This window comes from Arthrobacter mobilis (genome assembly GCF_012395835.1).
GTDB lineage: Bacteria > Actinomycetota > Actinomycetes > Actinomycetales > Micrococcaceae > Crystallibacter > Crystallibacter mobilis.
The window spans coordinates 1-1,284 of record NZ_JAAZSQ010000058.1 but is presented as its reverse complement, the minus strand read 5'-3'; the positions used below and the strand labels follow the sequence as shown (position 1 = coordinate 1,284).

Annotated in this window: 2 pseudogenes; both read right to left on the bottom strand. The window is 62.2% G+C overall.

What is annotated here, in order from left to right:
- A pseudogene (locus HGG74_RS21265) lies at positions 1-384 on the bottom strand (hypothetical protein); the annotation flags it as partial.
- A gap of 351 nt (positions 385-735) precedes the next feature.
- A pseudogene (locus HGG74_RS20795) lies at positions 736-1,284 on the bottom strand (hypothetical protein); the annotation flags it as partial.

Here is a 1,284-nt window from a genome sequence, read left to right as displayed (position 1 = left end):
CACGGTCGGGGGGTGGCCTTCCTCTCCGGGCTCCACCACAACGAATCCGCGCTTTTCCAATTCGGCCAGACTGGCCCTTACGGCACGCGCACCCTTGCTTTCAGGATCCTCAAGACCAATCAGCTCCGCCCAGAATCGGGCGGGCCTGTTGGACGAGTGCGGCTTGGAGGCGAGAACCCAGATCAACGAGAGAAGGAGCGCCAGCCGCGTTTTGCCTCCCCTGCCGCCGCCGCCCCTGCCTGCGGAGCGGCCGCTCATGATCTGGGCAAGAGGCGGAAGGTCCGCCCCTGAGGTAACGAATCCGCGGCGCAGGGGGGCACCTTCGCCGCGGCGAGCTTTCATCCGCTTGGCAATTTCATTTGCGCGTTCGCTTTGCGAAATCACGAAGTTTGCCTTTCTTGCGACGCTGCAACACCTAGTAATAAGATAGGAATAATAAGGAATTCCCTGAGAGGTTACGCTAAGGATATCACAGCGGTTGCGCTAGAGTAGGCAATGCATCGGATGGATTTGACTTTCTGATGGACATTGACTACACTGTTAAGAGTGGTCAAGGCCTCCGGTTGATAGGAACGGGGCCTTTTCCGTCAAGTCTGGTTCTGCCTTGTACGCAGGACGTCCAGGCCAGGGAACGCGAGGCGTCGCCTGGTATGCGGGACTTCGATCTCCTCGGTCGGGATCGGGACTTCACGAGGAAGCCACTGGAAGGGACAGGGCCAGCGCCCTGTCCCTTCCTTATTTCTCCGGCATCCGCTTCGCATCGGACGGGCGGGCGGGCTTGCCGCTGGGCAGGTCGTTGTCGACCGCCCACTTGATCACGCTCAGGTACCTCGGGGTGATTCTGGCGGCACGGAAGAACTCGCGCTCCACTGCGAAGGCACGTTCCTGCCGCAGCGAGGAGTTGTTGGTGTTCGTCATCGGGAGCATGTGGTCGGGCCGGACGCACAGCGGGCGGTTGCACAGGTGGTCCAGCACCTTCCCCCGCTCGTGCCCGCCGCAGAACCAGACGTAGCTGAAGCGGTGGGCCAGCCAGGCGCCGCCGGCATGGAACTGGCCGTATCCATCCTCATTGGCCCGCTCCTGCCACATCCAGCATCCGGTCCCCCAGTCCGGTTCGATGGCACGGCGGAACCGCTGCAGGGTTTTCTGCTGCATGGCCAGCGTCCTGGTCGTCAGCGCCAGTTGCTCGTGGGGGCGGCAGTAGTAGTGGGCCGCCTGAATGCTCGAGCAGTCCTCGGCACGGCACTTGGGCTGTTTCCGGTACCACTGCATGTAGTGCTTGTT